Origin of the sequence: Kitasatospora sp. NPDC096204, from assembly GCF_044763205.1 — a bacterium.
Classification (GTDB): Bacteria; Actinomycetota; Actinomycetes; order Streptomycetales; family Streptomycetaceae; genus Kitasatospora.
The window spans coordinates 24,860-49,788 of the sequence record NZ_JBIWFT010000029.1 but is presented as its reverse complement, the minus strand read 5'-3'; the positions used below and the strand labels follow the sequence as shown (position 1 = coordinate 49,788).

The window sequence follows — 24,929 nt, the reverse complement described above, 5'->3', positions numbered from 1 at the left end:
ACGGCTGCGTTAACGTCTTCGATCAGTTCGGCCGCCCGTCCCGCTGCTCCCAGCAGGCCCATCTCCGGTACAGCGCAATGTCGTTCAGTCCACCGTCGGCAGCATGCTCTGGCGAGGAGAACCGCATTGACCCTCAACCCGACCGCACCGCACGTGAGTCACCGCCGTCGCCTGATCGCCGTACCCGCTCTGGTGGCGGCGCTGGCGCTGACCGCGGCCTGCTCCAACAGCTCCGGCGGTTCGGGTGGTGGCGGAGGCGGGTCGGCCGCGTCGCTGTCCGGTGACTGCGCCAAGTACCAGCCGTACGCCGGACACTCGGGCACCACCGTGACCGTGTTCGCCTCGATCCTGAGCCCGGAGTCGGACAACCTGGAGAAGTCCTGGGCCGAGTTCGGCAAGTGCACCGGGATCAAGATCAGCTACGAGGGCTCGAACGACTTCGAGTCCCAGCTGCCGGTCCGGGTCTCCGGCGGCAACGCCCCGGACTTCGCGATCATCCCGCAGCCGGGCCTGCTGGCGCAGATGGTGAAGAGCGGCAAGGTGGTGAAGCCGCCCGCCCAGACCGTCGCCAACCAGGACAAGTGGAGCCCGATCTGGAAGACCTACGGCTCGGTCAACGGCACCTTCTACGCTGCCCCGATGAGCGCCAACATGAAGTCCCTGGTCTGGTACTCGCCGAAGGCCTTCAAGACGGCCGGCTACGAGGTGCCCAAGACCTGGGCCGACCTGATGGCGCTCAGTGGCCGGATCGCCAAGGCGGGCGGCGCCAGGCCGTGGTGCGGCGGCATCGCCTCCGGGACGGCCACCGGCTGGCCGGCCACCGACTGGCTGGAGGAGGTGGTGCTCGGCTCGTACGGCGGCGAGGTGTACGACCAGTGGGTCGGCCACCAGGTGAAGTTCTCCGACCAGAAGATCACCACCGCGATGAAGACCGTGGCCGACTGGATGCAGAACCCGGACTGGGTCAACGCGGGCTTCGGTGACGTGAAGTCGATCGCCACCACCACCTTCCAGGACGCGGGCACGCCGATCCTGAGCGGCAAGTGCCTGATGCTCCAGCAGGCCTCGTTCTACGAGGCGCAGTGGCCCAAGGGCACCAAGGTCGGCCCGGACGGGGACGTCTTCGCCTTCCACCTGCCCGCGGTGAACCCGTCGGTCGCCAACCCGGTCGAGGGCGGCGGAGAGTTCCTGGCGGCGTTCTCCGGCCGGCCCGAGGTGCAGGCGGTGCAGAACTACCTGTCCAGCTCGGACTGGGCGAGCAGCCGGGTGAAGACCGCGAGCGGCTGGGTCTCGGCCAACCAGGGCGTGGACAGGAGCCTCTACACCGACCCGATCGACAAGCTGTCGGCCGAGGCGCTGACCGACCCGTCGGCGACCTTCCGCTTCGACGGCTCCGACCTGATGCCGGCCGCCGTGGGCGCCGGGCAGGAGTGGAAGTCGCTCACCGCCTGGTTCGCGGAGGGGCAGTCGATCCAGAAGACCGCCGCCGACATCGACGCCGCCTGGCCGCAGTAGCCGACGTGCCGGGGCCGCTCCCGGCGCACCCGGGACCACCTGTCGAGGGCGGTGCGGGACCACCCACCCGCACCGCCCGCCCCCTTCCCACCACGCCCGAAGGGACGCGCAGCCATGTCCGTACCCGGATTCCCGTCACCCGGATTCCCTTCGCCCGGATTCCCTTCGCCCGGGTTCCCCACGCTCGGATTCCCCTCGCCCGGGCTCCCTTCGCCCGTCGGCGGATCGGCCGCCGGGGGGCTGGTCGTCGACAGGCTGGCGGCAGGCTCCTGGAACGACGCGGCGATCAAGTTCGGCAACACCTTCGGCGCCGTCGCGGGCTTCCTCGGCATCCTGCTGGTGGTCTTCCTGGTCGCCGGACGGGCCCGGGGCCGGCTGGCCCGGCCGCTGGCGGTCGCGGTGTTCCTCGGTCCGGCGGTGCTGCTGCTGGCCGTCGGCCTGGTGGTGCCGCTGGTCCGCACGGTCTATCTCAGCCTCCAGAACGACGACGGCACCCGGTTCGTCGGCGGCGAGAACTTCGGCTGGGCCTTCACCTCCGACTCGGTGCAGAAGGTGCTGGTCAACACGCTGCTCTGGCTGGTGGCCGTGCCGCTGGTGGCGACCGGGCTGGGGCTGGTGCTGGCGCTGCTGGTGGACCGGATGCGCGGTCAGTCGGTCTACAAGTCGCTGATCTTCATGCCGATGGCGATCTCGCTGGTCGGCGCGTCGATCATCTTCAAGTTCGTCTACGAGTCGCGCGGGCCGGGCCAGCCGCAGATCGGCCTGCTCAGTCGGCTCGCCGTCGCTGTGGGCTGGGACGATCCGCCGAACTGGCTGCTCTCGCAGCCGCTGAACACCTTCCTGCTGATGGCGGTGATGGTCTGGGTGCAGACCGGCTTCGCGATGGTGGTGCTGTCGGCGGCGATCAAGGCGATCCCGGCGGAGGTGGTGGAGGCGGCCCGGCTGGACGGCGCGAGCGGGGCGCGGCTGTTCTGGTACGTCACCGTGCCGATGATCCGCAGCACGGTGCTGGTCGTGCTGACCACCGTCCTGCTCATCACCCTGAAGGCCTTCGACATCGTCCGCACCATGACCGGCGGCAACTTCGGCACCCAGGTGCTGGCCAACGAGATGTACTCGCAGTCCTTCGTGCAGTTCAACTCCGGTCGCGGCAGCGCCCTCGCGGTGCTGCTGTTCGTCGCGGTGCTGCCGCTGGTGGCCTACAACATCGTGCAGCTGCGGAAGGAGCGTGAGGTCCGGTGACCGGGACGGACGGCCGGGAGGGGGCGGCGAGGCGGGCGAGGCGGGCGCGGCCGGTGCGGCCGGTGCGGCCGGTGGAGCGGCCGCGGGGGGTGAGGCCCGTGCAGCCGGTGCGGAAGGCCTTCAGCAGTCCGCTGGCCTCGGTGTTCGTGATCGCGATGACGGTGCTCTGGACGATCCCGACGCTGGGCCTGCTGGTGACCTCGCTGCGGCCCAAGCAGGACGTGACCGACAGCGGCTGGTGGACCGCCCTCGTCCACCCGGACCTCGGCCTCGACAACTACCACTCGGTGCTGTTCGAGGGCGGGCCCGGTGTCTCCACCGGCCTGATGCCCTTCCTGGTCAACTCGCTGGCGATCGCCGTCCCGGCGACGGTCTTCCCGCTGATGCTGGCGGCGATGGCGGCGTACGCGCTGGCCTGGGTGCGGTTCCGGGGGAGCGACGTGGTCTTCTTCACGGTGTTCGCGCTCCAGGTGGTGCCGCTGCAGATGGCGCTGATCCCGCTGCTGCGGCTGTTCTCCGGCGGCGCGCACCTGGGGCCGCTGACGCTGATCCCGGCGGTGGACCTGAAGGGCAGCTACGCGCCGGTCTGGCTGGCGCACACCATGTTCGCGCTGCCGCTGGCGGTGTTCCTGCTGCACAACTTCATCGCCCAGCTGCCGCGCGACCTGATGGAGGCCGCGGTGGTGGACGGGGCCTCGCACTTCAAGATCTTCCGTTCGATCGTGCTGCCGCTGTGCACCCCGGCGCTGGCCTCGTTCGCGATCTTCCAGTTCCTGTGGGTCTGGAACGACCTGCTGGTGGCGCTGACCTTCGCGGGCGGCACCCCGGAGGTGGCGCCGATGACGGTGCGGCTGGCGCAGCTGTCCGGTTCGCTCGGCGGGCGCTGGGAGCTGCTCACGGCCGGGGCGTTCCTGTCGATCATCGTGCCGCTGATCGTCTTCTTCAGCCTCCAGCGGTACTTCGTCCGGGGACTGTTGGCCGGGTCGGTGAAGGGGTAGCCGGGGAGTCCATGGTCGCGAGGCTGTTCTGAACGCGTTCAGAGTCAACTTTTGAACCTGTTCAGAATGGTCTACAGTCGGCAGCGGCCGGGGCGCCGAACGCGCCCGCCGGCGGACCACCCGTGGGGTGGCCTCCGCATGCCCGCCGACCACTGAGGGGGACTCATGTCCGGCCCTTCCACGCCTGTGCCGTCCGATTCGTCCGGCCCTTCCGGCGCTCTCGACTCCTCCGGGCCGCTCGGTTCGGCCGGGTCGCCCGACTCTCCTGGCTCCCCCGGGGCGCCGGGGGCGAGCGGTGCGCCGGGTGCGGCCGACCTGCCGGGAGCGACCGCGTCGCCGGGTGCGACCGCGTCGCCGGGTGCGGCCGAGGCGCCGGGATCGACCGCGTCGCACAACCCGTACGGTGCGTACGACCCGTACGACCCGTACGACCCGTACGGTCCCTACCGCGCGGCCGTCCCCGGGCCGCAGGGCAGGCCGGGCCGGGGACCGGTGCCCGGAACGCCGGCACCCTCGGTCGGCACGTGGCTGCGCGTCAGCGACCCCGAGCGCCGGTCGGGCGCCACGCCCCGGGTCGTCCTGGCCGCCCTGCTCACCGGTCTGCTGACGGCCTGGCTGCTGTTCGACGGCCTGGGCGTCAACCTGCTGGTCTGCGGCGGCGCCACCGCCGTCGGGGCCGGGTTCGCCGCCCGGGTGGCGGGCCGTCGGATCCGGCCCTGGACGGCCGTCTGGAGCCTGCTCGCCCTCGCCCTGCTCGTCGTCCCCGCGTGGTGGGACGCCGGCTGGCCCGCGCTGCTGGCGGCCGGGGGCGCGCTCGCGCTGGCCTCACTGGCCCTGCACGGCGGCCGTCGCTGGGCCGGCGTCCTGTTCGCCCTGCCCGGTCTCCTCTGGCAGCCGGTGCCCGCCGTGCGGTGGGCCTTGACCAGCGTGCGGGGGCGCCAGCTGCCGGGCCGGGGCCGGATCGTCCCGGTGCTCAAGGCGCTCGCGGTCGCCGCCGTCCTGCTGACCGTCTTCGGCCTGCTGTTCGCCAGCGCCGACGCCGCCATGGCGGACCTGCTGGGCAACCTCAGCCCGGACCTCGACCTCGGCCGGCTCCCGGGACGCGCCGTGCTGTTCGTGCTCGGGACGGCGACCGCGCTGGGCTTCGCGCACATGGCCGCCGGCCCGCGCCGCTGGGACCGCACGGTGATCCAGCCGGGCCGCGAGCGGCGCCGGCTGGAGTGGGCGCTGCCGCTGGTCGCGCTCAACCTGATGTTCGGCGTCTTCGCGGTGATCCAGGCCGTGGTGGTGCTCGGCGGCGCGGACGCCGTGCTGAGCAACACCGGGATGAGCCGCTCCGAGTACGCCCGGCAGGGGTTCTGGCAGCTGAGCGTGATCACCGTGCTGACGCTGGTCGTGGTGGCGGTCGCCAAGCGCTGGGCGCCGCGCACCACCGCCGCCGACCATCGGCTGGCGCGGATCCTGCTCGGGCTGCTCTGCCTGCTGGCGCTGGCCGTGGTCGCCTCGGCGCTCGGCCGGATGTGGTTCTACGTGGACGCCTCCGGCCTCACCCGGCTGCGGCTCTGGGTGCTGGTGGTCGAGGTCTGGCTGGGCGTGGTCTTCCTGCTGCTGATCGCCGCCGGGCTGACCCGCCGCGCCGGCTGGCTGCCGCGCGTCGTCGTCCTCAGCGGGATGCTCACCGTCGCGGTCTACGGCCTGATGGGCCCGGACGCGATCGTCGCCGAGCAGAACGTCACCCGGTACGAGCAGGCCCTGCGGACCGACCCGCACGGCGCGGCCATCGACCTGCGCAACGTCCGCCGGCTCTCGGCGGACGCGGTGCCCGCGCTGGAGCGCCTCCCCGAGCCGCAGCGGAGCTGTGCGCTGCAGCTGATCGGACAGGAGCTGGAAGGGGAGTCGAGGCCCTGGTACGCGACCAACCTCGCCGCCGCCCGGGCCCGGGGGATCCTGGCGCAGCGGCCGCCGGTGGACTCCACGGCGGTCGGCCGCACGGCCTGCGACCGGGCGGGGCTGGCGTACGAGGACCTGTAGGCCGACGGGGCGAGGGCCCGCGGACAGCGGCAGGGCCGGCCGGGAGCGTGCTGCTCCCGGCCGGCCCTGGGCGTTGTGGTTGTGGCGGCGTCGCCGCGTCGCGACGGCGCCAGTGCATGCGACGGCGCCAGTGCATGCGACGGTGTCAGTGCATCGCGACGGCGGAGGAGTCGCTCGGCAGGTCGTCGGCCTTGGCCTTGATCGCGAACACCGCGACCAGCAGGGCGACGGCGGCGAGCGCGGCACCCACGATGAAGCCGTGCGAGATGCCCTCGGTGAGCACCGTGTTCGCCGCGTCGGTGCCCTGCGGGAACTCGTGGTGCTGCTGGAGGTAGGCCAGCTGCTCCGGCTTCGCGCTCTCCATGAACTTCGGCAGCTGTACGGCGGCCTCGGCCGTGGCGTAGTGCGCGAAGACCGTGGTCAGGATCGACAGGCCGAGCGAACCGCCGATCTGCTGCATCGAGTTGAGCAGGCCGGAGGCGGCGCCGGTCTCCTCGCCCGGGACGCCCGCGACGGAGATCAGCATCACCGGGACGAAGATCAGGCCCATGCCGAAACCGAACACCACCGTGGGGCCGAGCACTCCGTCCAGGTAGCCGCTCTCCTTGCTCATCTGGGTCAGCCAGGTGAGGCCGACGGTGACCAGCAGCGCGCCGCCGGCCATGAAGGGCTTCGGGCCGTACTTGGCCTGGAGGTTGGAGGCGATCTGCGCGGCGATGATGATCGCGACGCTGATCGGGAGGAAGGAGACGCCGGCCTTCAGCGGGCTGTAGCCGAGCGGACCCTGCACGAACAGCACGACGTAGAAGAAGATGCCGAACATGGCCGCGGCCAGGCAGAGCATCATCACCAGGCTGCCGGTGCGGTTGCGGTCGGCGAACAGGTGCATCGGGGTGATCGGCTGGTCGGTGCGGCTCTCGACCACGAGGAAGGCGGCGACCAGCACCGCGCCGGCCGCGAAGGAGCCGAGCGTGATGCCGTCCGACCAACCGTCGGAGGCGGCCCGGATGAACCCGTAGACCAGGCCGACCAGGCCGAGCGTCGAGGTGAATGCGCCGGGCAGGTCGAAGCGGCCAGGGTGGCGCTCGGACTCCGCGATGTAGCGCGGCGCGGCGATCGCGATCAGGATCGCGATCGGCACGTTGACGAAGAACACCCAGCGCCAGTTCAGGTACTCGGTGAGCAGACCGCCGGCCAGCAGGCCGATCGCGGCGCCGGAACCGGCCACCGCCGAGAACACGCCGAACGCCCGGTTGCGCTCCGGCCCCTCGTCGAAGTTGGTGGCGATCAGGGCGAAGGCGGTCGGGGAACATATCGCGCCGCCGATGCCCTGGAGCGCGCGGGCGGCCAGCAGCAGGCTGCTGTCCTGGGCGAAGCCGCCGAGCAGCGAGGCCAGGCCGAACAGCAGGGTGCCGAAGATGAACACCCGGCGGCGGCCGAGGATGTCACCCGCGCGACCGCCGAGCAGCAGCAGCCCGCCGAAGGTCAGGGTGTAGGCGTTGATGACCCACGACAGGTCGGTGGTCGAGAAGCCCAGGGCGTCCCTGATGTGCGGCAGCGCGATGTTCACGATGGTCGCGTCGAGGACCACCATGAGCTGGGTGGCCGCGATGACGGTCAGGGTGATGCCCTTGCCCCGCCCCTGGGTCGTCCGCGGTGGTGCGTTCTTGCTGAGCGTGTCGGAGATAGCCATGAATGTGCCCCCTGCTGGCTATGTGCTCGGTGGTGCGGGTTCGGCGGAGTCGCCGGTCCGGGTGTGGCGCTGCGCCCTTGCGCAGGCCGGGAAGGAACGGGATCGTTCACTAATCGGGGACGATATCCCGGTCGTGATTGTGAACGCAAGCGTTCCTTAAGGATGGTGGCGGTGGCGATGGAGCGGTTGGTGCGGCGCCTGGTGGCGGACCGGTCCGGTCGGCCGCTCGGTGCTCTGCCCGACGGGGCGCCGGGCGGTGTGGTGGCTGGCGCGGTGGGCGCGGCGGCGGGTGCTGCGGCGGGTGCTGAGGCGGGTGGCGTGGCAGGGCGGGCGTCGTCGGGGCAGGCGGCGGCCGGGGCGGGCGTCGCATCCGATGCCGGGGCGGGCTCGGTGTCGGGGTCGGGAGTCACACCGGCCTTCTGTCCGGTGCGGGCCGCCCACCAGGCGCTGACGCGACCGGCCCGGCGCCGGGGGAAGGAGTTGGAGAACGCGATCTTCGAGGCCGCGCTCGACCAGCTCACCTCCGGCGGATACGCGCGGCTGACCATGGAAGGCGTCGCCGGCGCGGCGCGGACCGGGAAGGCCGCGCTCTACCGGCGCTGGGCGTCCAAGGACGAACTCGTCATCGACGCCCTGGACGCCACTCTCCCACGGCCCTACGACACCCCGGACCTCGGGTCCGCCCGTGACGAACTCCGCGAGCTCATCGCGGGGTTCACACAGGCGATGACCTCCCGGGTGGGCTCCGCGCTCAACGCGCTGATGGGCGAGATCGACCACGAGCGGGCCGAGGTCTTCAAGGCCTTCGTCAACGACCGGGTCATCGAGCCGACGGCGCGGACCATCCTGGAGATCCTGCGCCGCGGGGCCGAGCGCGGCGACGTCCGGCCCGGCGCGGCCACCCCGCTGGTGGCGGACGTCATCCCGGCGATGCTGCTCTACCAGATCAAGATCCGCGGGCTGGAGAGCATGGGGCCGGCGTTCGCCGACCGGCTGGTGGACGAGGTCCTGGAACCGATGATCCGGGCCTGAGGCGGCCGCGGTCGGGCTCGGGGAGGCGGATTCGGCGGTCGCGGGCCGGGCTTAGGCTGGAGGCTGCCCCCGCTGAACGGATCACGCCATGCCCATCGTCCCCCCGACGCACTCCGTCGAACGCTCGCTGCGCCGGGCCGGCGCCAAGATCGTCGTCGGTCTCGACGAAGTCGGGCGCGGCGCCTGGGCCGGGCCGGTCACGGTGGGCGCGGCCGTCACCGGCCTGCGCAAGGCGCCGGAGGGGCTGACCGACTCCAAGTTGCTCACCGAACTGCGCCGGCGCGCCCTCGCCCCCGTCCTCGCCGACTGGGTCACCGCGTACGCGCTCGGGCAGGCCTCCCCGCAGGAGTGCGACGAACTCGGGATGACGGCGGCGCTGCGGTTGGCGGCCGTCCGCGCGCTGGAGGCGCTGCAGGTCGAACCCGACGCGGTGATCCTGGACGGCAAGCACGACTACCTCGGCGGCCCCTGGCGGGTGCGCACAGTGATCAAGGGCGACCAGTCCTGCATCTGCGTCTCCGCGGCCTCGGTGCTCGCCAAGGTCCACCGCGACGGCCTGATGGCCGAACTGGGCGAGGGGTGCCCGGAGTACGGTTTCGCGGACAACGCCGGTTATCCGTCCCCGGTGCACCGTGCCGCACTGGAGGAGTTCGGCCCCACCGAGCACCACCGGCTCTCCTGGGCCTACTTGGACGCACTGCCGAAGTGGCGTCACCTCAAGCGCGTTCGGGAAGGTGTGGGCGACGCCCAGGAGTCCGCCGACGAACAGTTGACGCTCGGTTTCTGACGTTCCGTCTGGAATTGCCTGGGGGAGGGCCGCGGGCGACCGGTGCCCAATGGGTGGGGCGCCCGTGCGCGTCCGACCGGCATTTGATAGATATCCGGGTATGCCTGTCTTCCCCGAGGAGTCGGAGATTCACGAGAGCCTCCCGGGCCCCGGCGTTCCCTTCCCACGAGAGTCGGACGCACAAGCCCCCGCCACCGCACCCACCACCGTCGCCGCCCCGGCTCCGGTGCCCGGCCCCCGTCCGGCGCCCCCGCGCCAGGTCCCGCCGCGTGCCGCCCGTCCGGGCCCGCCGCAACTGATCCCCAAGCCCGGGCCGGCACCGCGCCACCCGGCCCCCGCCGCACCGCAGGTGGAGGTCCAGCGGATCGCCGCCACCCCGGCGCAGGCGGTGGAGCGCGCCGATGACGCGGTCGACCTGCTGCTGGAGTCCGGGCGCAACCCGGGCGACATCCTGGTGCTGACGGTCGGCGAGGCGCACCCCTGGCAGCAGCACGAACTCTCCTTCGGCGAGGAGCGCTACTGGGCGCAGCTCGCGGAGGGCGGGGACGTGTTCTACGCGGACGCCGCGCTGAGCCGCCCGGTCCGCCGCGAGGTGGTCGTCCTGGTGGTCAACGGCGGACCGTCCGCCCGTGCCGCCGAGGCGTACACCAAGGCGCTCGGCCACGCGGCCGCACTGCTGGTGGTCTGCGGCGACGCCGGCCCGGCAGCCGTGGGTGCGGCCGGAGCCGCGCCCGGCCGCCCGGTCAAGGCCTGACCGCAGCCGTCCACTTCGGGCCCGGTGCCGCCGTACGGTGCCGGGCCCGAGGTCCGTCCCGCGGCCCTCGGCGGTCCGCAGCCGGCGGTTCGATGCCGGTGCTCCGCAGCCGTTCGTTGCAGGTGGTCGGCAACCGGTGGTCGGCAACCGGTGGTCGGCAACCGGTGGTCCACGGCCGACGGTTGGGGTCGGCGAGTCCGGCAGTCGCTACGGCGTCAGCGCGTACCGGTGCGGCGGGTCGGTTCGACCGCCGCGACCCGTGCCGTGGCCCACGGGGGCTCGGACTGCGGGGAGCGTGCCGCGTCCTCGCCGCGCTTGGCCTGGTCGGCCACCGGCTGGAGGGTGCGCTGGCCGTGCGGGGCGTCCAGCACCGAACGCGGGGGCAGCTCCGTCACGGTGTGCACCGGCCCGTCGGCCCACGAGCCCGCGTGCGGCTTGCGTCCACCCCGCCCGTCCCCGAGGACCTGCCAGCCCGCAGGGGTGAGGCCGATGTACGCGCCGCAGCGCAGTCCGTGGAGCACGGACGAGTCCCGCAGCGCCCACATCCAGGCGCCGTCCTGTTCCGTCCAGCCGGGCGCGCCGTCGCGGCAGCGCAGCAGCACGGCCGTCCGGGTCGGCTCGGGCAGCCGCAGGTCGTGCGGGATGATCCGGCGCAGGTGCGTCAGCAGGGCGTTCCGGTGCTGCCAGCCGTCGGTGTCGTGCGTCCAGGGGGTGAACGAGGCCGAGGCGACGAGGCGGTGGAGCGCGTTCAGGACGGCGATCACGACGGTGCCGGGCTGTGGCAGGTGGCGCTGGTGCAGTTCCAGGACGAACTCGCGGGGGTCGCGCAGCAACGGGATCCCCGAGGCGGTCCACGCCTCCAGGTCCAGTACCCGTCTGGGTGCCGGGCTCCCGGAGAAGGGATTCTGACCTCGGTCGATACCGTTGATCACGATCCTCCTTCCTGGCCCGGGGGCAGGCGGGTGCCTGGGTACGCCGAACGGCGGGTCCAGCGGACCGGGTTTCGGGTACCTCCCAATTCTCGGGGCATCGAGGGCAGAGCGGCAACGATGAAATGATGAATGCCACCCGATAGCCCATGGTCTGTCGGATATGTTCCACAGCCGACCGAGCGCTCCGGAGATGCCGCCAGGCCTTGATCCACAGCGCCCGGAGGGCAGGGTGAACCGTCATCGGCATGTGACCGCTCCTTTCTCGGGTCGTTCGACCGGTGTGATCGAAATCGCTTCGCCTGATCCTTTCTGTTAGGCCGTTCGGGTGATGGAGGGTTCTCCGGCGGGCGGGTTCCTGCGGCGGCTTTCCGCCGCCCCGTCACCCCTGCACGGCCAGCACCAGCGGCAGCACCGCGCTCGCCCCCGCTCGGCGCAGCAGCCGGGCGGCCACGGTCACCGTCCAGCCCGAGTCGACGAGGTCGTCCACCAGCAGCACCGGCCCGCCGGCGGCCGCCACCGCCTGCTCCACCTCCGGCGGCAGGACCAGCGCGCCGGCCAGCGAGTGCAGCCGCTGGGCGCTGTTGCTGCGGGCGCCGTGCGGGGGCAGCCCGCCGGCGTACTCGATCCGGCCGAGCAGCGGCAGCCGCCCGATCTCGGCGATCCGCGCGCCCAGGCTGCCGACCAGTCGGGGTCTGGCCGAGGAGGCCATCGTCACCACGCCGACCGGCCGCTCCAACCGGGCGCCCTCCGTCGTCGCGGGCCCGGCCCAGCCGCCCGGACCGCGGGCCCAGTCGGCGAGCACCGCCACCAGGGCGTCCACCGCCTCGCCGGGCACCGGCACGTCCGGTGCCTGGTCGGCGAGCAGGGTGCGCAGCCGGTTGCCCCAGCCGATGTCGGACAGCCGGCCGAGCGCCCGGCCCGTCTCCGCCTGCTCGCCCGCCGGGATCCGGCCCTTGAGCGGCACCCCGAGCGCGTCCATCCCGGTCGGCCAGAGCCGGCGCGGCTCGAAGCTCACGCCCGGGCGGCCGAGCGCGGCCCGGGCGGCCGCCAGCGTCTCGGCGGAGACGTCCGGGGTATGCAGCGGCCCCGCGCAGTTGTCGCACCGGCCGCAGGGCGCGGCCTGCTCGTCGTCCAGCTGGCGGCGCAGGAACTCCATCCGGCAGTCGGTGCCGGCCGCATAGTCGCGCATCGCCCGCTGTTCCGCCTCCCGGGAGGCGGCGACCTTGGCGTAACGGGCGGTGTCGTAGTCCCAGCTCTGGCCGGTGGCCGTCCAGCCGCCCTTGACCCGGCGGACGGCGCCGTCCACGTCGAGCACCTTGAGCATGGTCTCCAGCCGGGCCCGGCGCAGGTCCACCCGGGGCTCCAGGGCGGCGGTGGAGAGCGGCCGGCCGGCCTCGGCGAGCGCGTCGATGGTGCGGCGCACCTGCTCCTCGGGCGGGAATGCCAGCGAGGCGAAGTAGCGCCAGATCGCCTCGTCCTCGCGCCCGGGCAGCAGCAGCACCTCGGCCCGGTCCACCCCGCGCCCGGCCCGGCCGACCTGCTGGTAGTAGGCGATCGGCGAGCTGGGCGAGCCGAGGTGCACCACGAAGCCGAGGTCGGGCTTGTCGAAGCCCATGCCGAGCGCGGAGGTGGCGACCAGCGCCTTGACCCGGTTGGCCAGCAGGTCGGCCTCGGCGGTGCGGCGCTCGGCGTCCTCGGTGCGGCCGGAGTAGGAGGCCACCGGGAAGCCGCGCTCGCGCAGGAAGGCCGTCACCTCCTCGGCGGCGGCCACCGTCAGGGTGTAGACGATGCCCGAGCCGGGGAGCCGGTCGAGGTGGTCGGCCAGCCAGGCGAGGCGGTGCGCCGGGTCGGGCAGGGAGAGCACGCCGAGGGTGAGGCTCTCCCGGTCGAGCGGCCCGCGGAGCACCAGGGCGTGCTCGTCGGTGGCGCCGGTGCCGAGCTGCTCGGCGACGTCGGCGGTGACCCGGGCGTTGGCGGTGGCGGTGGTGGCCAGCACCGGGACGCCGGCCGGCAGGTCCGCGAGCATGGTGCGCAGCCGGCGGTAGTCGGGGCGGAAGTCGTGCCCCCAGTCCGAGATGCAGTGGGCCTCGTCGACCACCAGCAGGCCGGTGGAGGCGGCGAGCTCGGGCAGCACCTGGTCGCGGAAGTCCGGGTTGTTCAGCCGTTCGGGGCTGACCAGCAGGATGTCGACCTTCCCGGTGGCGACCTCCTCCTGGATCGCGGCCCACTCGTCGGTGTTGGCCGAGTTGATGGTGCGGGCGTGGATGCCGGCCCGGCCGGCGGACTCGACCTGGTTGCGCATCAGGGCGAGCAGCGGCGAGACGATCACCGTCGGCCCGGCGCCGCGGGCCCGGAGCAGGGCGGTGGCGATGAAGTAGACCGCGGACTTCCCCCAACCGGTGCGCTGGACGACCAGGGCACGGCGACGGTCGACCACGAGGGCCTCGATGGCCGTCCACTGGTCCTCGCGCAGGGTGGCTCCGGGGCCGGCGAGCTCGCGCAGGACGGCCTCGGCCCGCGCCCGAACCTCGGCGCGGTCGGCGGTGGCGGTGGTGTGGATGTCGGGCTGCTGCATGGCGTCCATGTAACCCCGTACCGCCGACAAGCGACGAATGCGGGGGAGGAGAGTCCGGGGAAGACGGGGTGTATTTCATCCGCTGGTCGGCTGAACGGAAGTCAAAAACCACTCTCGGGAGGGCGTGTCGCCTGCTCCGAACGAGTGAAGGGAAAATCGGGGGCGGGGTTATCCACAGAAAAAAGTCGGGTCCGGCATCTTTCGCGCATTGCGTCCACTCTTGCGGCCATGAACGCGATGAACAACGAACACGTCATTCTGTCCCTCGGCCCGGCCTCCGACCACCGGCCGGTCGTCATGCGCGGCCCGGCCGACATGGCCGAGCTGCTTCCCTACTTCCTGGGCTTCTACCCCGACGACAGCATCGTCGCGGTGGGGCTCCACGGCCCCGGCCTGCACCAGGGCGGGGTGATCCGGGCGGACCTGCCGCGCTCGGCCGAGCAGTGGCCGGCCGCGGCGGAGGAGACGGCCGCCCTGCTGATCGCCCTCTCCGAGCGGCACGGGGCCAGGCCGCTCCAGGTGCTGCTGTACCTCTGCCAGGATCGCGGCACGGCCCACGCCCCGCCGGTGGTGGACGGGCTGCGGCCGCTGGCGGACGCGCTCCGGGTGGCCTTCGGACGCCGGGGCGTGGCCGTCAAGGAGTCACTGTGCGTCTCGGACGGCCGCTGGTGGTCCTTCCTCTGCCGCGGTGACGGCTGCTGTGACGCGGCGGGCAATCCGGTGCGGCGCAGCCCCGAGCCCGGTCCGGCGGCCGCCGCCGCGACGGTCGCCGGGCTGGTGCCGCGCGGCAGCCGGAAGGCGATCATCGGCGGGCTGGCCCCGATCGGCCCGCCGGAGGCCGAGGTCCAGCGGAAGGCGTTCGCCCGGGTCGAGGCCGTGGACGCCCTCGCCAGGGAGCAGCGCATCGCCCTGCTCGACCAGGCCGTCGCCGAGTTCCGGGCCGGAGCCCGGGAGCTGGACGCGGAGCGGACGGCCCAGCTGCTGCTCGCCCTGCGCGACCGCCTGGTGCGGGACCGCGGCGTCGAGTACGCCCGGCCCGCCGAGCTGGCCCCGGCGGAGCGGCTCTGGCGCTTCCTCGCCCGGCGGGCCGTGGCACCGTACGAGGGCTGTGCGGTGGCCCCGCTGACGTTGCTGGCCTGGACGTCCTGGGTCGCCGGGGACACGGCGACGGCCAGGGTCGTGCTCGGCCACGTCCTGGGGCTCGCCCCGGGGTACCTGCTGGCCGATCTGCTGTACGAGTCGCTCAACGACGGCATGACGCCCCAAGGCCTGCTGGCCGCCGTCGAGGCGCAGCGACGCCGGCGCGAGGAGCCCGGTCCGCAGGCCCCGGCCGACGGACCGAGGCCTCCGGCGGGCGGAGTTTATGGCGCCGAGGGTGCGCCATGCGGTGACGAAGCGGGCTCAGGGCCCGCTGCCCCGGGGGCGGGTGGTGTCCCCGGGGAGCGGACCGGGCGGTCCGCCGGCGGTCGGCGGCACCGGCGGGGCGGTCGCCGGAAGGGCTCGTCCACGGTGCCGGCGCCGGCCGATCCGGGCCCGGGTGCTCCGCCCGGCCCTGAAGGCCCGGAGTCGGCGGGCGGCGGAGCCGGGGCGGCGGTGGGCCTGCTGTCGGCGCCCGGACGGGCCGCGGCGCCCCGGCACGCCCGGGAGGTCGGGGAGCGGTCCACCCGGGGCCTGCGACTCGGACGGGCCGCGGCCTGCGCGCCCGCCGCGGCCCGCACCGGCCTCCACCGCTGCCGGGGCGTCCGACGGGCGGCGAGAGGAGGCCACCGTGCGCACTGAGCCGCTCCGCGCCGCGGCGCCGGCCCGTGGGCCGCTACGCCTCGCCGTGCGCCATCCTGATCAGGCGGTCCAGCACCTTGCCGCCGCTCACCCGAAGGCCGTCGTGCTCCCACTCGTTGGTGATCCAGGTCCGCAGGCCGCGCACCGCGCGGGCGGTCTCCAGCGAGTCGGCGGTGTCCACGTACATGTCGTCGTGGTACACCGCCGCCACGACCGGCACGGTGTTGGCGGCCAGCCGCGCCCGGTCGTACAGGTCGGGCCAGTCCGCGCGGGCGGCGAGCAGGTCCGCGGTCTCCTTCAGCGGGCGCAGCGCCGGGTCGGTGTCGAACATCCAGGGGTAGATCATCTCCCCGGTGAACAGCACCGGTGCGTCGGACTCCAGCGCGGCCCGGGCGTCGAACCGCGGGAACTCCTTGCGGACCCGCTCGGCCGCCCAGGCGGTGCCGCCCTGGTCCACCGACCGCTGGCCGTAGATCGACTCGTGCAGCACCGCGTACAGCGGGCCGCCCGCGAAGGAGAGCTGGGCCTGGGCGCCGGCCAGGAAGGTGTCGGAGAGCTCGGGCCCGGCGGCGCCCTCCACCCAGGCCTCCTCCAGCAGGTAGTGGAGCGTGCCGGAGCCGCTGCCGCCGCCGAGCAGCATGCCGAGCGCCTGGAACGCCTCGACGGTGAGCAGCCCGCCGTCCGGCAGGGTCGCGGGGGAGTCGGCGAGGTGGGCCGCGATCCGGCGCACCGCCTGGACGTCCTGGGGGAACCGGGCGTAGTGGTCCTCGTTCTTGCCGACCACCCGCGGGTAGGCGGCGCGGTAGACGTCGTCGGCCGAGCTGCCGAGGCCGGCGAGGCCACCGGTGATGAAGGCCTCGGTCAGCCCCTCGGGAGCGATGGAGAGGTAGGTGAGGGTGCAGAAGCCGCCGAAGCTCTGGCCGAGCACGCTCCAGCGCCGGTCGGCACCGAGCAGCCGCTCGCGGATCAGCTCGGCGTCCCGGACGATCGAGTCCGCGCGGAAGTGGGCCAGGTGGTCCGCCTGCTCCTGCGGGCCGCCGCGCCGGGCGAGGGTCTGCCGGGTCGCGGGGGTGGACCGCCCGGTGCCGCGCTGGTCCAGCAGGAGCACCCGGTAGTCGTCCAGGGCGCGGTCCAGCCAGGCGTCCCGGCCGTTCGGGCGCGTGGCCTTGCCGCCAGGCCCGCCCTGGAGGAAGACCAGCCAGGGAAGGTCGTCCCGCTCGCGGCCCGCGGCCACCACCTCACGGGCGTACACCTCGATCTGCTCGCCCTGAGGGGCGGCGTGGTCGAGCGGCAGCTGGAAGATGTGGTCGGTCGTGACAATCCCGGGCAACCGGCTGATGGTGGACATGCAACTCCTCGGTCTCTGCTGGTCACAGCGGTGGCGTCGCGGTTCACGGGTTCACCGGGTGCGGGGGCCGCGACCCCCGCACCGTATCCTGGCGGCGGTCGAGCACCGGTTCGACCGCCCCGTCCGTCAGACCGGACGGCCGACTCCGGTCGAGGCCCGGCCCGAGCAGGTCCGACGGCGGCCCGCCCGTCGGGTGCCGGCCCCGGCCCGCGGACGGTGACGCGCCTGCGGCGAGGGCCCGGTGACGTTCCGGCGGAGGCGGTACGACCGCTCGGCAGGGCCGCCCCGACCAGCGGCGCAGCAACGAGGCGTGACCTGGTGGCGGTGCGCGGCGTTGACTCCGGGGGCCTGTACCCGTTCCGAGCGGGCCGATCGCCGGGTGGTGAGGGCCCGGCCGCCCGGGCACCGGCAGCCTCGGCCGCCGCGTACGACAGCACGACGGGTCGCCGCCACGGGGCCGGACGGCCCGGCGGGTCCGGGCCGTGGGGGAAGGGCGTCACCGGCGGTCCGGAACGAAGGACCTGACGGCGTGCCGGGCACGGTGACGCGCCCCGGAACGAAGGAGCGGCTCGCCGGTACCGGCCCGGTACCGCGCACCGCATGGCACGACCCGACACCGGGTACGGCCAGACACGGCACACCGCCGGCGGGACGGCCCCGTCGGCCCGGCACCAACAGCACGCGATCGAGCACGCTAGCGGCCCACCGGCCTGACCCGGCCACCGGACCGCCGAGGGGAGGAGAGTCCGGTGACCGCCATGAGGCCACCACAGGCCATGCCGGCCGAGAGCGTGGTCGGCGCGCCGACCAGGCCGGTGAGCCGCCCCGACCAGGCCCTGGCGGCCGGGCCCGTGGGCGCACCGGCCGGTCCGGCCCGCCCCGCGGCCCCGCCGCGCCCGCAGCCGCCCGCCGTCCACCACGCGGTGATCTGCGTCAACGCCCCGGCGATGGCCGCTTCCGGGCCCGACGGCCAGCTGCGCGGCCACGGCCTGCACGGCTTCTACCGCAACGGCGTCCGGGTGCTCGCCCGGATGGAGCTGCGGCTGGGCGGCATGGAGCCGCTGCCACTCCAGGGCGCCCTGACCAGCACCGCCCAGGCGCGCTTCCTCGGTGCCGTCCGCCTCCCCGGCGACCTCGACCCGGACCCTGCGCTCACCGTCGAGCGGCTGCGGCACGCGGACGGCGTGGAGACCGTCGTCGTGCGCAACACCGGTCCGCGGCCCGCCCGGCTGCCACTGGAGATAGCCCTCGGCACCGACCTCGGCCCGGTTGCCGAGATCGCCGCCGGGCACCGCCAGCCCGACCTGCCGGGGCAGGTGCAGTCCGCCGGACTGCGCTGGACGGGCCCCGTGCACAGTGCCGTGGTCAGCGCCAAGCCCTCCCCGCACGCCGTCCTGGCCGGCGCCGGCGTGCTCCGCTGGGACCTGGAGGTCCAGCCCGGCGCCCGTTGGTCGGTCGAGCTGCACACCGCGCTGGAGAGCGCCACCGGCGGCCCGCGCCCGCCGGGCGGCCGCGGCACCGGCGTCCCGCTGCCCTGGTCCGAGCCCGAGGTCCGCAGCGATGACACCCGGGTCGCCCCACTGGTCTCCCGCTCGCTGGACGCCCTCGGCGGGCTGCTGTTCGCCGACCCGGACCGCCCGACCGACCTGTACCCGGCCTCCGGCGCGCCCTGGCGCTTCGGCCTCGCCCCGGCCGACGCGCTCTGGGCCGCGCGGCTGACCCTGCCGCTCGGCACCCGGCTGGCGGCCGGCACCCTCCGGGCGCTGGCCCGCCGCCAGCAGCTCGCCCCCGCCCCGGGCCGGCCCGAGGGCCTGCTGCCCGGCGCCCTGCGCCACGGCGGTCCCGAGCTGCCGCCCACCTGCACCGCCACCGAGGCCACCCTGCTGTTCGTCACCGTGCTGGCCGAGGTGTGGCGTTGGGGCCTGCCCCCGGCGGAGGTCGCCGAGCTGCTCCCGGCCGCCGAACGGGCCCTGGCGGCCCTGCGCGAGGGCCTGGTCGACGGCTTCGTCACCGACCTGAGCCGCCCGGCGGAGGAGCGCTCCGCCCACCCGGTCGCCGCCCGTGCCGAGGTCCAGGCGCAGGCCCACCGCGCCGCCCTGCACGGGGCCGAGCTGCTGGAGGCCTTCGACAGGCCGGGCGCCGAGGACTGGCGCGGCTGGGCCGCCGCGCTGCGCGGGCGCTTCCGCGAGCGGTTCTGGATCGACGACCTGTCCGGCGGCCGCCCCGCGGCCGGCCTGGCCCCGGGCGGTCAGCCGCTGCCCGCCGTCGTCTCCTCCCTGGTGCACCTGCTGGACACCGGGCTCGCCGTCGACGGCGGTTGGCACGACGGCCTGCTGGACCGCGAGCAGACCCGGCTGCTCGCCCAGCGCCTGGCCGCGCCGGAGCTGGACAGCGGCTGGGGCCTGCGCACCCTGAGCGCCAAGTCGCCCCGCTTCAACCCCTTGGGTCACCGCGGCGGCGCGGTGCGGGTCCACGAGACGGCGCTGGCGGTCGCCGGACTGGCCGAGGCCGGTCACGAGAACGAGGCCGGCACCCTGCTGGAGGGCCTGCTCGCCGCGAGCGCCCACTTCGAGGGTCGGCTGCCGGAGATGTACGCGGGGGAGCAGCGCGTCCTCGGCTGCCCGCCGGTGCCCCACCCGGCCGCCTGCCGCCCGGCGGCAGTCTCCGCGGCCGGCGCCGTGCACGCGGTGTTCGCCCTCGCCGGGGTCCGGCCCGACGTCCCGGGCGGCCGGGTGCTGGTCCGTCCGGCGAGCACCGCGCCGCTCGGCGAGCTGGAGCTGACCGGGCTGCGGGTGGCGGGCGAGCCCTTCTCCGTCCGGGTGAGCCGGATCGGCGTGGCGATGGTGGAGGAGGCGTCCGCGGACCTGCAACTCGTCGCCCGCTGAGCCCGTTGCCGCCCGACCGCGCCCCGGCGTCGGTGACACCCGGTCACCGACGCCGCGCCCGCCCGCTCGCGGCCCCGCGTGGCGGTGAGCGGCTCGCGCAGGGCCGCGCAGGCCAGGGCGTGGGGCACCGGCCCCCGAGTTCCACACACGGGCCTGTGCTTATCGTCAGAGAGACGACTATGATCGTCGCCATGTCGCGTTACGATCCGTCGGCCTTCCCTCCGTTCGCTGTCACGGTTGACCTGGTGGTGCTGACGGTGCGCGACCACTCGCTCTGCGCCCTCCTCGTCAGACGAGGCGAGCCGCCGTTCCAGGGGTACTGGGCGCTGCCCGGCGGCTTCGTCCGCCCGGACGAGGGCCTGGCCGAGGCCGCCTCCCGCGAGCTGGCCGAGGAGACCGGCCTGCGCGCCCACACCACCCCCGGCCATGACGCGGTCGGCCCCGGCGCGGCCGGCGCCCACCTGGAGCAGCTCGCCACCTACGGCCACCCGCAACGTGACCCCCGGATGCGCGTGGTCAGCGTCGCCTACCTGGTGCTCGCCCCCGACCTCCCGACGCCCCGGGCCGGCGGCGACGCCAGCAGCGCCCGCTGGGCCCCGGTCGGCGAACTCCTCGGCGAGAACCCGGCCGACGGCGTCCCGCTCGCCTTCGACCACGGCCTGATCCTCGCCGACGGCGTGGAGCGCGCCCGCTCCAAGATCGAGTACTCCTCCCTCGCCACCGCCTTCTGCCCGACCGAGTTCACCGTCGGCGAGCTGCGCCGGGTCTACGAGGCCGTCTGGGGCGTGGTGCTGGACCCGCGGAACTTCCACCGCAAGGTCACCGGCACCCCCGGCTTCCTGCTGCCCTCCGGCGGCACGACGACCCGTCAGGGCGGACGTCCGGCCCAGCTGTTCACCGCCGGTGGCGCCACCGTCCTCAACCCGCCCATGCTCCGCCCGGAGTCCTGAGCCCCGGCGGGCCCCGAGCCCGGCCCACCGCGGCCCCCGGGCAGCCGAATGGCCCGGCCTGGCTGCGAACCCGAGGGCGACGGCGCAGAGTGTCGGTGGACGCTCCGGCCGCCGGGCCGGAGGCCTTCTGGCCCAGGGAGCCCCGCGATGGCCATCGAGGACTGCGCCAACCAGCGGACCCTCATCGAGGGGCTGGCGACGGACTACCGGAGCCTCGACACGACCACCACCGCCACGGAACGGGAACTGGCCGCGCTGCAGGCCGAGCGCGCGGCGCCCGAGGCGATCGCCGCCGTGCAGGAGCGGCTGGCCGCCGAGCGCGAACGGCTGGGCGAGATCACGGTCGAGGGTCAGGCCGCCGTCGACGAGTTCCGCGCGGTGTGCGGCGGCGAGCAGCTCCCGCCCCCGCCCTGGCCCGACACGCTCTAGCGGCGCCCCTCGCCGGGCACGGCGTTCCGCCCGGCCTCAGGCGCCGCAGCCGTCGAAGGACCGCAGCCGTCGAAGCGCCACAGCCGCCGAAGCACCGCGGACACTGCCGCTCCGGAGCCCTCCGCAACGAACCGGCCGCCCGTGAATCGCAGGATCGGATTGTCCCCTGATCGGGTGAGGTGGGCAGTCGGTGGGCCCGTGCCGTTCCCGTAATGCCCGGAATAGCCGTCGCCGCCCCCTAATGTGCTGGCGCGGAGCCGAGTGGGTGCATGCCCGTCAGGGGCGCTCCGCGTCGAGCAGGTCGGCCGACGGCATGGGAGCAGCCAGCGATGATCCAGATCACCGGACTGACCAAGGTCTATCGCAAGGGCGCTCCGCCCGCGGTGCTCGATCTGACCTTCGACGCCCGGCCCGGCACGGTGACGGCGCTGCTCGGTGCCGAGGGAGCGGGCAAGTCCACCGCGCTGCGGCTGATGCTCGAACTCGAACGCGGCCAGGGCGTCACGCTCTTCGACGGCCGCCCCTACCGGCGGCTGCGCCACCCCGAGCGCGAGGTCGGGGTGCTGCTGCCCGGCACCGGGGACGCCGCGGTGGCCGGGCACCCGGGCCGCAGGGCGCGCAGCCACCTGCGGATGCTCGCCGCGGCCGTCGGCGTCCCGACCCGGCGGGCCGACGAACTGCTGGAACAGACCCGGCTGGCCACCGTCGCCGGGCAGCGGCTGCGCACCTTCTCGCCCGGCATGCACCGCCGCCTGGCCCTGGCCGCCGCCCTGCTCGGCGACCCCGGCGCGCTGCTGTTGGACGGGCCCACCGAGGGCCTGTCGCCACGCAACGTCGAGTGGTTCCACTCCTTCCTGCGCTCCTTCGGCGCCGCCGGCGGCACCGTCCTGGTGACCACCCGGACCCCGCAGGAGGCCTCGCAACTCGCCGACCGGGTGGTCACCCTGGACTGCGGCCGACTGGTCGCCGACCAGCCGGTCGCGGAGTTCCGGCGGACCAGGCTCAGCCCCGAAGTGGCCGTCCGGGGGCCGCAGATGGCGCGGCTGGCCGACCTGTTGGTCAGCCAGGGCGCGGACGTCCGACGGGACGGCAGCGTGGGGCTCGCGGTGGCCGGCATCGACCGCACCGAGATCGGCGAACTCGCCTACCGTCACGGGATCCTGCTGCACGAGCTGGCCGACCGGGTGGTCGAGCAGCCGGCGCCGCGGATCGTCCTGCCGGCCGGCTCGGGCCGCTCCGGCCGTCTCCGCCTCGACCCGGAACCCGAGGCCGGGCCGAGCGGCCCGGAGGGCACCGCCGAACCGGCCGCCGCGCCGGCCCCGACCGAAGCGGTGCCGCCCCCGGCCGGGCCTCCGGCCGGGCCCACGGCGACCCAGACCCCGACCCCGGTCGCACCGCCCGTCGCCACCGAAGCCGCGCCGGCCACTGCCCCCGCCGCCCCCGCCCCCGCCCCCGCGGCCGAGGGCACCACCGACCCGAACCGTGGCGCCCCCCGCCGCCCCCGGCAGGACGGCTCGCTGCCCACCCGCGCCCTGCCCGCCGTGGCCGTCGCCGCCGTCCTCCCCGCTGCCGCGCTCCCCGCCCTCGGCTCGCTCGTCCGTCGCCCTGAGCCCGGAGGCCGCCGCCCGGAGCCGACCGCGAAGACCGGGCCCGACGCCGCTGCCGAACCCGCCCCCACCGTGGCAGTCGACCGGCTCTTCCGTGACGACCCGGTCCCGGCCCTGCCCCAGGTACCCATCCGGGTCCGACCCCTGGGCCACCGCGGGAGCGTCGAGGACCTGCTCACCGACGACACCGTCCGCCTCCGCCGCCCCGCCTCGGGCTCCACCGCCGTCCGGGCCGCCACCGCCCAGCCCCGCAAGACACCCGCCGTTCCTGCCACCCCCGCCCTCCCCGCGGCCCCCGCCACCCCCGACGACCACCGGAGCGAGTGAACCGTGCATGTCCTGGCCTACGAGCTGCGCCGCCTGCGCGGCCTGCGTTCCACCTGGGTGCTGCTCGCCGCCGTGCTGCTCGGCGACGCCGTCCTGGCCGCCGTCCTGGCGAGCCGGACCCCGGACGGGCCGTTGGGGGCCGCGGCCGGGGTGCGGCTGCTGACCGCCGCCCTCCCGCTGGTCCCGCTGCCCTTCGCCGCGCTCGGCGCAGGGGTGCTGGGCGCGCTCTCGTACGGGCACGAGGTGCGCCACCCGGGGCTGCCGGCCTCCCACGTGTCGTACCCGCGCCGGGTGCGGCTGCTGCTGGCCAAGTTGCTGGTGATCGGCCCGGTGGCGGCGCTGCTGGCGCTGGCCACCCTGCTGGTCGACACGGTGGTCGTGCACGTCGCGCTGCCGGAGGGCGTCGCCGTGACGGCCTGGGCGAATCCGGCCGCGCTGTCGGGCCGGGCGGCCGAGGCGCTGACCGGCGCCGGGATGTCCGGGCTGTCCGACCTGCCAGGCGTGTTCGCCCCGCTCGGGCTGCTGGCCGGTCAGGGAGTGCCCGCCGCACTGCTGGCCTTCGTCCTGCTCACCGTGGCGGCGGGCTGGACCGGGCTGTTGACCGCCTCGCTGACCCGCAGCGCCGCGGCCGGGGCACTGCTGCTGTGCGCGCTGCCGCCGCTGCTGGAGTCCGGCGTCGCGCTGCTGCTGCGTCACACCGGAAGGCCGTGGCCGATCCGGGTGGCCGAGCTGCTGCCGTTCCAGTCCGGGATCGAGTCGGCCTACGCCTGGGTGTACGGCGGTGCGCACGGGACGGTGGTCGGGAGCGTGGCGCTGACCGATCCGGCGTTGCTCACCGCGGTCGCGGCCCCCGCGGTGCTCCTGCTGCTCGCCGCCCTGCTGGTCCAGGCCCGCCGCCGCGCCCTGTAGCGCCCCACCGCGTGGGGCCGCCCGCGCAGGGCCCGGCCGGGCCCTGCGGCCGCCGGGCGGAAGCCGTCCTGCCCGGGTCCACCAAGATCGACCAGCAGTGACCGTAATGCGCGGTTCTTCCTGATAAGAAGTCAATTATCCAGTCACGGCCGATCACCCTTTCGTGTGCTTTTCACGAGAATTCTCAAGCCACGCCTGCCGATCGCCGACAAAGGAGGCGTGAGTACCCTTGCGCACCCCACCATGACCCCCGCCCGTTCCGCCGAAGGGCCGATCCACGGCCCCGGCGACCTGGACCGCTTCTCGTACGCCGACCGGCCGGCTCCGCCGGCGCCCCGCTGGGAGGGCGCCGAGTCCGACATCGCCCGGGTCGGTCGCAAGACCACCAGCAGCCGCGGCCGCGGTCTGCACGGCCAGCTGGTCCAGCAGCTCGGCCAGATGATCGTCTCCGGCGACCTCGGCGCCGACCGCCCGCTGGTGCCCGAGGAGATCGGCCAGCGCTTCGAGGTCTCCAGGACCGTCGTCCGCGAGTCGCTGCGCGTGCTGGAGGCCAAGGGCCTGGTCAGCGCCCGGCCGAACGTCGGCACCCGGGTCCGCCCGGTCGGCGACTGGAACCTGCTGGACCCGGACATCATCGAGTGGCGCGCCTTTGGTCCGCAGCGGGACGAACAGCGCCGGGAGCTGTTCGAGCTCCGCTGGGCGATCGAGCCGCTGGCCGCCAGGCTCGCCGCCGGCCACGGCCGCGAGGACGTCCAGCAGCGCCTGGTCGAGCTGGTCGAGATCATGGGCCACGCCGCCTCCCAGGCCGACCTCTCCACCTACACCCGGGCCGACGCCGAGCTGCACGGCCTGATCCTCCAGATGGCCGGCAACCGGATGCTGGAGCACCTGTCCGGGATCGTCGCCTGCGCGCTGCAGGTCTCCGGCGGCCCGGCGATCTCCTGTGAGCGGCCCTCCGAGTCCTCGGTCGGGTTGCACGCCAGGCTGGTGGACGCGCTGGGCGCCGGCGACGGCACCGCGGGCGAGGCCGCGATGAGGGCGCTGCTCACCGTCCATCCCGAGATCGAGCCGTCCGTCCCCGCGCCCAGGGAGCACTGAACGGGCTGTTCTCCACGAGCGGAGGCGCCGGATGGCGG

The 24,929-nt window shown here is 74.6% G+C and carries 18 protein-coding genes; 14 read left to right on the top strand and 4 right to left on the bottom strand.

Going from position 1 to position 24,929, the window contains the following annotated elements:
• Positions 1-126: 126 nt before the first annotated feature.
• From ACIQ87_RS27795 to ACIQ87_RS27780, 4 genes are all read left to right on the top strand, one after another.
• The gene (locus tag ACIQ87_RS27795; protein WP_402411475.1) at positions 127-1,515 is read left to right on the top strand and encodes an ABC transporter substrate-binding protein; all 1,389 of its coding nucleotides are present in this window, start codon (positions 127-129) and stop codon (positions 1,513-1,515) included.
• Between the two features lie 114 nt (positions 1,516-1,629).
• The gene (locus ACIQ87_RS27790) at positions 1,630-2,757 is read left to right on the top strand and encodes a carbohydrate ABC transporter permease (RefSeq protein WP_402411472.1); all 1,128 of its coding nucleotides are present in this window, start codon (positions 1,630-1,632) and stop codon (positions 2,755-2,757) included.
• Positions 2,758-2,855: 98 nt separating this feature from the next.
• Entirely contained in the window at positions 2,856-3,755 is a 900-nt protein-coding gene (locus ACIQ87_RS27785) for a carbohydrate ABC transporter permease (protein ID WP_402411468.1), read from the top strand.
• A 492-nt stretch (positions 3,756-4,247) separates the two neighbouring features.
• Complete coding sequence (locus ACIQ87_RS27780) at positions 4,248-5,786, top strand: DUF4153 domain-containing protein (RefSeq protein WP_402411466.1); 1,539 nt, start codon at positions 4,248-4,250, stop codon at positions 5,784-5,786.
• A 145-nt stretch (positions 5,787-5,931) separates the two neighbouring features.
• On the opposite strand, the gene ACIQ87_RS27775 is transcribed toward ACIQ87_RS27780, so the two are convergent.
• Entirely contained in the window at positions 5,932-7,479 is a 1,548-nt protein-coding gene (locus tag ACIQ87_RS27775) for an MFS transporter (protein WP_402411463.1), read from the bottom strand.
• 480 nt (positions 7,480-7,959) lie between these two features.
• Here ACIQ87_RS27775 and ACIQ87_RS27770 point away from each other — a divergent pair, with 480 nt between their 5' ends.
• The 3 genes from ACIQ87_RS27770 (at position 7,960) to ACIQ87_RS27760 (ending at position 10,052) form a co-directional block, all read left to right on the top strand.
• Positions 7,960-8,511, top strand: a complete 552-nt coding sequence (locus tag ACIQ87_RS27770) for a TetR/AcrR family transcriptional regulator (protein ID WP_402411461.1) — start codon at positions 7,960-7,962, stop codon at positions 8,509-8,511.
• Between the two features lie 88 nt (positions 8,512-8,599).
• Positions 8,600-9,298: a ribonuclease HII gene (locus ACIQ87_RS27765; protein ID WP_402411458.1), complete on the top strand. Its 699-nt coding sequence runs from the start codon at positions 8,600-8,602 to the stop codon at positions 9,296-9,298.
• 100 nt (positions 9,299-9,398) lie between these two features.
• The gene (locus ACIQ87_RS27760; RefSeq protein ID WP_402411455.1) at positions 9,399-10,052 is read left to right on the top strand and encodes a hypothetical protein; all 654 of its coding nucleotides are present in this window, start codon (positions 9,399-9,401) and stop codon (positions 10,050-10,052) included.
• Between the two features lie 215 nt (positions 10,053-10,267).
• On the opposite strand, the gene ACIQ87_RS27755 is transcribed toward ACIQ87_RS27760, so the two are convergent.
• Positions 10,268-10,921 (bottom strand): hypothetical protein, encoded by a 654-nt coding sequence (locus tag ACIQ87_RS27755; RefSeq protein WP_402411602.1) that lies wholly within the window; start codon positions 10,919-10,921, stop codon positions 10,268-10,270.
• 442 nt (positions 10,922-11,363) lie between these two features.
• Positions 11,364-13,559: a RecQ family ATP-dependent DNA helicase gene (locus ACIQ87_RS27750; protein ID WP_402411452.1), complete on the bottom strand. Its 2,196-nt coding sequence runs from the start codon at positions 13,557-13,559 to the stop codon at positions 11,364-11,366.
• 228 nt (positions 13,560-13,787) lie between these two features.
• Between ACIQ87_RS27750 and ACIQ87_RS27745 the strand changes: the two genes are divergently transcribed.
• Entirely contained in the window at positions 13,788-15,338 is a 1,551-nt protein-coding gene (locus tag ACIQ87_RS27745; protein ID WP_402411449.1) for a DUF4192 domain-containing protein, read from the top strand.
• A 34-nt stretch (positions 15,339-15,372) separates the two neighbouring features.
• Here the strand turns inward: ACIQ87_RS27745 and ACIQ87_RS27740 are convergent, their stop codons facing one another.
• A complete protein-coding gene (locus tag ACIQ87_RS27740) occupies positions 15,373-16,686 on the bottom strand; it encodes an alpha/beta fold hydrolase (RefSeq protein ID WP_402411446.1) in 1,314 nt (437 codons plus the stop codon).
• Positions 16,687-17,444: 758 nt separating this feature from the next.
• Between ACIQ87_RS27740 and ACIQ87_RS27735 the strand changes: the two genes are divergently transcribed.
• The 6 genes from ACIQ87_RS27735 (at position 17,445) to ACIQ87_RS27710 (ending at position 24,891) form a co-directional block, all read left to right on the top strand.
• The gene (locus ACIQ87_RS27735; protein WP_402411599.1) at positions 17,445-19,571 is read left to right on the top strand and encodes a glycogen debranching N-terminal domain-containing protein; all 2,127 of its coding nucleotides are present in this window, start codon (positions 17,445-17,447) and stop codon (positions 19,569-19,571) included.
• A gap of 191 nt (positions 19,572-19,762) precedes the next feature.
• Positions 19,763-20,521 (top strand): NUDIX domain-containing protein, encoded by a 759-nt coding sequence (locus ACIQ87_RS27730; RefSeq protein WP_402411445.1) that lies wholly within the window; start codon positions 19,763-19,765, stop codon positions 20,519-20,521.
• A gap of 147 nt (positions 20,522-20,668) precedes the next feature.
• Complete coding sequence (locus ACIQ87_RS27725) at positions 20,669-20,950, top strand: hypothetical protein (protein ID WP_402411442.1); 282 nt, start codon at positions 20,669-20,671, stop codon at positions 20,948-20,950.
• A 329-nt stretch (positions 20,951-21,279) separates the two neighbouring features.
• Positions 21,280-22,884, top strand: coding sequence for an ATP-binding cassette domain-containing protein (locus ACIQ87_RS27720; RefSeq protein ID WP_402411439.1), 1,605 nt, complete (start codon positions 21,280-21,282; stop codon positions 22,882-22,884).
• 3 nt (positions 22,885-22,887) lie between these two features.
• Positions 22,888-23,793, top strand: coding sequence for a hypothetical protein (locus ACIQ87_RS27715; protein ID WP_402411437.1), 906 nt, complete (start codon positions 22,888-22,890; stop codon positions 23,791-23,793).
• Positions 23,794-23,958: 165 nt separating this feature from the next.
• The gene (locus ACIQ87_RS27710; protein WP_402411435.1) at positions 23,959-24,891 is read left to right on the top strand and encodes a FadR/GntR family transcriptional regulator; all 933 of its coding nucleotides are present in this window, start codon (positions 23,959-23,961) and stop codon (positions 24,889-24,891) included.
• The last annotated feature ends 38 nt before the right edge of the window (positions 24,892-24,929 follow it).

Bases quoted from the DNA above. Each gene is read 5' to 3' on its own strand.
- ACIQ87_RS27730 (WP_402411445.1), top strand. From the start codon at position 19,763: ATGTCGCGTTACGATCCGTCGGCCTTCCCTCCGTTCGCTGTCACGGTT.
- ACIQ87_RS27775 (WP_402411463.1), bottom strand. From the start codon at position 7,479: ATGGCTATCTCCGACACGCTCAGCAAGAACGCACCACCGCGGACGACC.
- ACIQ87_RS27725 (WP_402411442.1), top strand. From the start codon at position 20,669: ATGGCCATCGAGGACTGCGCCAACCAGCGGACCCTCATCGAGGGGCTG.
- ACIQ87_RS27765 (WP_402411458.1), top strand. From the start codon at position 8,600: ATGCCCATCGTCCCCCCGACGCACTCCGTCGAACGCTCGCTGCGCCGG.
- ACIQ87_RS27745 (WP_402411449.1), top strand. From the start codon at position 13,788: ATGAACGCGATGAACAACGAACACGTCATTCTGTCCCTCGGCCCGGCC.
- ACIQ87_RS27750 (WP_402411452.1), bottom strand. From the start codon at position 13,559: ATGCAGCAGCCCGACATCCACACCACCGCCACCGCCGACCGCGCCGAG.
- ACIQ87_RS27735 (WP_402411599.1), top strand. From the start codon at position 17,445: ATGAGGCCACCACAGGCCATGCCGGCCGAGAGCGTGGTCGGCGCGCCG.
- ACIQ87_RS27720 (WP_402411439.1), top strand. From the start codon at position 21,280: ATGATCCAGATCACCGGACTGACCAAGGTCTATCGCAAGGGCGCTCCG.
- ACIQ87_RS27740 (WP_402411446.1), bottom strand. From the start codon at position 16,686: ATGTCCACCATCAGCCGGTTGCCCGGGATTGTCACGACCGACCACATC.
- ACIQ87_RS27760 (WP_402411455.1), top strand. From the start codon at position 9,399: ATGCCTGTCTTCCCCGAGGAGTCGGAGATTCACGAGAGCCTCCCGGGC.
- ACIQ87_RS27790 (WP_402411472.1), top strand. From the start codon at position 1,630: ATGTCCGTACCCGGATTCCCGTCACCCGGATTCCCTTCGCCCGGATTC.